This is a genomic window from Kitasatospora sp. NPDC056531, assembly GCF_042794375.1.
Lineage (GTDB): Bacteria > Actinomycetota > Actinomycetes > Streptomycetales > Streptomycetaceae > Kitasatospora.
On sequence record NZ_JBHTTU010000209.1, the window covers coordinates 1 to 4,775 of the forward strand.

Annotated in this window: 5 protein-coding genes; 4 read left to right on the top strand and 1 reads right to left on the bottom strand. The window is 72.1% G+C overall.

The window, feature by feature from the left end; all coding sequences use genetic code 11:
• The 4 genes from ACFQ87_RS44255 to ACFQ87_RS44270 all read left to right on the top strand — a co-directional run.
• The coding region (locus ACFQ87_RS44255; protein WP_380616715.1) for an FAD-dependent oxidoreductase at positions 1-699 on the top strand (699 nt) is incomplete at its 5' end.
• A gap of 70 nt (positions 700-769) precedes the next feature.
• Entirely contained in the window at positions 770-919 is a 150-nt protein-coding gene (locus ACFQ87_RS44260; RefSeq protein ID WP_380616716.1) for a hypothetical protein, read from the top strand.
• Positions 920-1,039: 120 nt separating this feature from the next.
• A complete protein-coding gene (locus ACFQ87_RS44265; protein ID WP_380616717.1) occupies positions 1,040-2,587 on the top strand; it encodes a long-chain fatty acid--CoA ligase in 1,548 nt (515 codons plus the stop codon).
• Between the two features lie 258 nt (positions 2,588-2,845).
• On the top strand, positions 2,846-4,294 hold the full coding sequence (locus ACFQ87_RS44270; RefSeq protein ID WP_380616718.1) for a multicopper oxidase family protein: 1,449 nt from the start codon (positions 2,846-2,848) through the stop codon (positions 4,292-4,294).
• A 4-nt stretch (positions 4,295-4,298) separates the two neighbouring features.
• Here ACFQ87_RS44270 and ACFQ87_RS44275 read toward each other — a convergent pair.
• Positions 4,299-4,775 (bottom strand): ketopantoate reductase C-terminal domain-containing protein (locus ACFQ87_RS44275; RefSeq protein WP_380616719.1); only part of this gene is annotated, 477 nt, incomplete at its 5' end.

Here is a 4,775-nt window from a genome sequence, read left to right on the forward strand (position 1 = left end):
GTGGGCGCGGACGGCGTGGGCTCGGCGGTGCGCCGCCGGCTGCTGCCCGCGGCCGAGGTGGTCACCGTCCCCGGCAACGCCGTCCTCGGGCGCACCCCGCTCACCGAGCGGTTCGCCGCGCTGGTGCCGGGCTTCGGCACCGTCGTGCACGGCCCCGGCGTGAGCATGCTGCTCGGCCGGATGGAGTTCCGCCGGCCGCCGCGGCGCGCGGCCGCCGAGCTCGCGCCCGACGTCCGACTCCCCGACACCGAGAGCTACTTGCGCTGGGTGGTGATGCTTCCCGGCCCCGTCCCGGCCGAGCCGGCGGGCTGGGAGGGCGTTCGCGGTGAACTGCTCGCCCTGCTGGACGGCTGGCACCCCGACCTCGTCGACCTGGTACGCGGCGCCGATGTCGTCAACAGCTCGCCCCTGACGGTCCGTTACGCCAAGCCCGTACCGCACTGGGGCGGCACCCGCCGGGTCACCCTGCTCGGGGACGCGATCCACTCGATGCCGCCGAGCGGCGGCCAGGGCGCCAACACGGCCCTGCGCGACGCCGCGCTGCTCACCCGCTCGCTCACCGCCGTCCAGCGGGGCGAGGCCGAACTCCCCTCCGCCGTCGAGGAGTACGAGCAGCGGATGCTCGACTACGGCTTCGCCGCCGTCGCCGAGAGCCTGGAGCGCCTCCCGGACTTCACACCGACTCGTGGGCGTGTCTGACAATTCCCGCCGGGCGCGCGACGCCGGGGCACGCACCTCGCTGCGTTGTCGTCAGTCGCCGATGCTCCGTATGTACTTCTTCCTCCGCCTTGCGATGCACGCACCCCAGCGCCGCGCGCTGATCCGCCGCGAATTGTCAGACGCGCCCTGGCAGACGCAAGGCGCGGCAGCCGCGGTGAACATCGTGCGGGCGCGATCTCCGGCCGGGCACTGGTCGTGATTCACCCGGGCGGCGATGATGACGCGAGTCCATCGACGTGTGACCCCCGCCCGCCCCGGGCCGGGCCGCAGGAGAGCCACCCCTGCGGCCGGGACCGGATCCACACCTTCGGAAGGCACCATGCTGAACCTGTCGGTCCTGCTTGAGGATTCCGCCCGCACGTACCCGAGCCGTGACGCCCTGGTCCTCGGTTCGACGCGGCTCACCTACGCCGAGGTCGAAGCGGCCGCGAACCAGGTCGCCAACCTGCTGGTGGAGCGGGGGATCCGGCCCGGCGACCGGGTGGCGCTGAGCTGTCCGAACGTGCCGCAGTTCCCGATCGTCTACTACGGCATCCTCAAGGCCGGCGCGGTGGTCGTCCCGCTCAACATCCTGCTCAAGTCCCGGGAGGTGGCCTACCACCTGCGCGACGCCGAGGCGGAGGCCTACTTCTGCTACGAGGGGACGCCGGGCCTGGCCATCGGCGAGGAGGGCTGGAAGGCGTGGAACGAGGTCGACACCTGCGAGGACTTCTTCCTGATCACCGCCGATCCGGCCGCGCCCTCGCCGATCGGGGACGCGGAGACCCTGGGCGCGGCACTCGCAGGGAAGCCCCCGGTCTTCGACCCGGTGGCCACCGAGGCGACCGACACCGCCGTCATCCTCTACACCTCGGGCACCACCGGCCAGCCCAAGGGAGCCGAACTCTCCCACGCCAACACGATGATGAACGTGATGGCGTGCAACCGGATGTTCCGGAGCACGCCGGCCACCGACAGCCACCTCCTGTGCCTGCCGCTGTTCCACACCTTCGGCGCCACCATCCAGATGCACACCGGCTTCTCGACGGCGGCCACCCTCCATCTGATGCCGCGCTTCGACGCGGAGCAGGTCGTGCGTCTGATGAGCACCGAGGAGATCACCTTCTTCGCCGGTGTCCCGACCATGTGGTGGGGCCTGCTGGGCGTCCTCACCGACGCCGTCGACGTGGACCGGATCGCCCGCAACCTGCGGATCGGGGTCTCCGGCGGCGCCCCGCTGCCGGTGGAGATCATCAGCCGGGTCAAGGAGCGGCTCCACGTCCGGATCCTGGAGGGCTACGGCCTCTCCGAGACCTCGCCGGCGGTGACCTTCTCCGATCCGGACCGCGAGCCGCGCCCCGGCTCGGTCGGCGTCCCGGTCTGGGGCGTGACGGTCAAGCTGATCAACCCCGACTGGTCGGAGGTCACCGGCACCGGCGCGGTCGGTGAACTCGCGGTCAAGGGCCACGGCGTGATGAAGGGCTACTACAACCGGCCCGAGGCCACCGCCGAGGCGATCAGGGACGGCTGGTTCCGTACCGGTGACCTGGCCCGGAGGGACGAGGACGGCTTCTACTACATCGTCGACCGGGTCAAGGACATGATCATCCGGGGCGGCTTCAACGTGTACCCGCGCGAGGTCGAGGAGGTGCTGATGACCCACCCCGCGATCAGCCTGGCCGCCGTCGTCGGCGTCCCCCAGGACCGTTACGGCGAGGAGGTCAAGGCCTTCGTCATCCTGGCGCCCGGTGCCGAGGCCACCCCCGAGGAGCTGATCGCCTGGGGCCGGGAGCAGATGGCCGGTCACAAGTACCCCCGCATCGTGGAGATCGTCGAGCAGCTGCCGATGACGGCCACCGGCAAGATCCTCAAGCGCGAACTCAAGTGACGGGCCGTCTCGTGCCCGTGCGGTGTGCCTTCCGGAGGGGCTTGCCAATGTGACTTAGATTGCCCGGACATGAGCGAAAATGTCGGAATCAGTCGCCGATCGGTGCTCAAGGCGATCCCCACGGCGGTCCTCTTGGGGGCCTCGTGCGCAATCCTCGAGCACCGACGCGCGGTCGCGGCGACGGCGAGGACGAGAGCGCCGTTCCCACAGCCCGCCGACGTACGGACCTCGCGAGCGGCACACGGCCGGGCGTCGGAGGTGCTCGAGCAGACGCTCGACGTGCGGTTCACGGAGCTCTCCGTCCCCGGCTACGGGTCGGTCACCACCCGCACCTACAACGGGGCGATCCCGGGGCCGACCCTGCGGTTGCGCGGCGGGGACACCCTGCGGCTGACCCAGGTCAACGGCCTACCACCGAACCAGCCCTACAACGGCGACCACAACCGGCCGCACCACCTCAACAGCTTCAACCTGCACACCCACGGCCTACACGTCTCCCCGTCCGGGCACGCCGACAACGTCCGGCGCGCCTTCGCGCCGCGCACGGCCGACGAGGTCGACGCCGGCGACCCGGAACCGCAGTACGTGACCACCATCGACATCCCGGCCGACCACCCGGCCGGCACCTACTGGTACCACCCGCACCTGCACGGGGCCACCGCCGTGCAGATCGTCGGCGGGATGGCCGGGGTCCTGATCGTCGAGGGCGACGTCGACGAGGTGCCCGAGATCAAGGCGGCCGCCGACCTCGTCGTCTGCGTCAACGAGCTCAGACTCAAGGACGGCAGGGTCCCCGACTTCACCTCCGGCAATGCGCTGGCCGCCGTTCCGGCCACCCTCACCGTCAACGGCGAGGTCAACCCCACCATCGCGCTGCGCCCGGGCGAGGTGCAGCGCTGGCGGCTGGTGGCCGCGACCGCGTTCACCGCGCTGGGGCTGCGGCTCGCCGGCGACGGGCAGTCCCTCACCTTCCACCAGATCGCGCAGGACGGCGTGACCTTCCCGGCCGTGGTCGCCACCGACACGGTGAACCTGGCCATGGGCAACCGCGCCGACGTCCTGGTCCGGGGCGGCGCACCCGGCACCTACGAGCTGCGGGCCGGCGGGGTGTCGAAGCCGCTGCTGACGGTCGAGGTGGCGGGGGAGCCCGTCGAACCGCCGATGGAGCTGCCGACCGCGCTGCCGCCCGGCAAGCCCTTCCTCGCCGAGGGCGACATCACCGACCCGGACGCCGACCGCGAGGTGGTCTTCCACGTCGACCAGGGCGTCTTCGACGCGCCGTTCCCCAACGCCTACCGCCTCCTGGGCAGCAACCCGACCCCCGCGGTCGACCCCGACGGCGACTTGACCCGGGACCCGGCCTACGGCCTGTTCGACCCCCGCTACATCAACCACATCCTGCCGCTCGGCACCGTCGAACGCTGGACCGTCCGCACCCACGAGACCAGGTCGGCCTTCATCCACCCCTTCCACCTGCACACCAACCACGTCCTGGTCACCCACCGCAACGGCGAACGGCTCGACCCGCCGGTCTGGCAGGACACCATCGGGCTGGCCGGCGGCGAGCCCGGCGAGGAGGTCACCTTCCTGGTCAGGTACGAGGACTTCACCGGCCGCACGGTCGCCCACTGCCACCAGCTGCAGCACGAGGACCTCGGCATGATGCAGACCGTCGAGTACGTCGAACCGCGGCTGCCGGGACGGTAGCGCCTCAGCCCTCCAGCGCGGCCAGCAGCTGCGGGCCCGACCACGGCCGCGCGGTGCCCGGACCGGCCCGCTCGGCCTCGCGGACCAGCGCGACCAGCCGGGCGTTGGCCGGGGCCGACAGGCCGTGCCGCCCGGCCAGCGCGATCACCTCGCCCTGGAGCGAGTCGATCTCGGTCGGGCGGCCGCGCTGCAGGTCCTCCCACATGGACGAGCGGGCCCGGGCGTCGATCCGCAGGCTGGCGGCGGCCAGCCGGCGGAACAGCGCGTCGGGCAGCCCGAGCACGCGGGGCGTCCAGTGCGGCGGCACCGGGCCGAGCCGGGCGGGCACGATGCCCGCCGCCCGGAAGGCGGCCAGCGCCTCCCGCTGGCACCGGGCCAGGCAGGTGCGGTACGCCCGGGCGCCGAGTTGCTCGCGCAGCGGCAGTCCGGACAGCGCGTTCACCGCGTTGTTGAGGTTCATCAGCAGCTTCGCGGCCTGCAC

Excerpts from the sequence above, each read along its gene's own strand:
- ACFQ87_RS44260 (WP_380616716.1), top strand. The coding sequence starts at position 770 with ATGTACTTCTTCCTCCGCCTTGCGATGCACGCACCCCAGCGCCGCGCG.
- ACFQ87_RS44265 (WP_380616717.1), top strand. The coding sequence starts at position 1,040 with ATGCTGAACCTGTCGGTCCTGCTTGAGGATTCCGCCCGCACGTACCCG.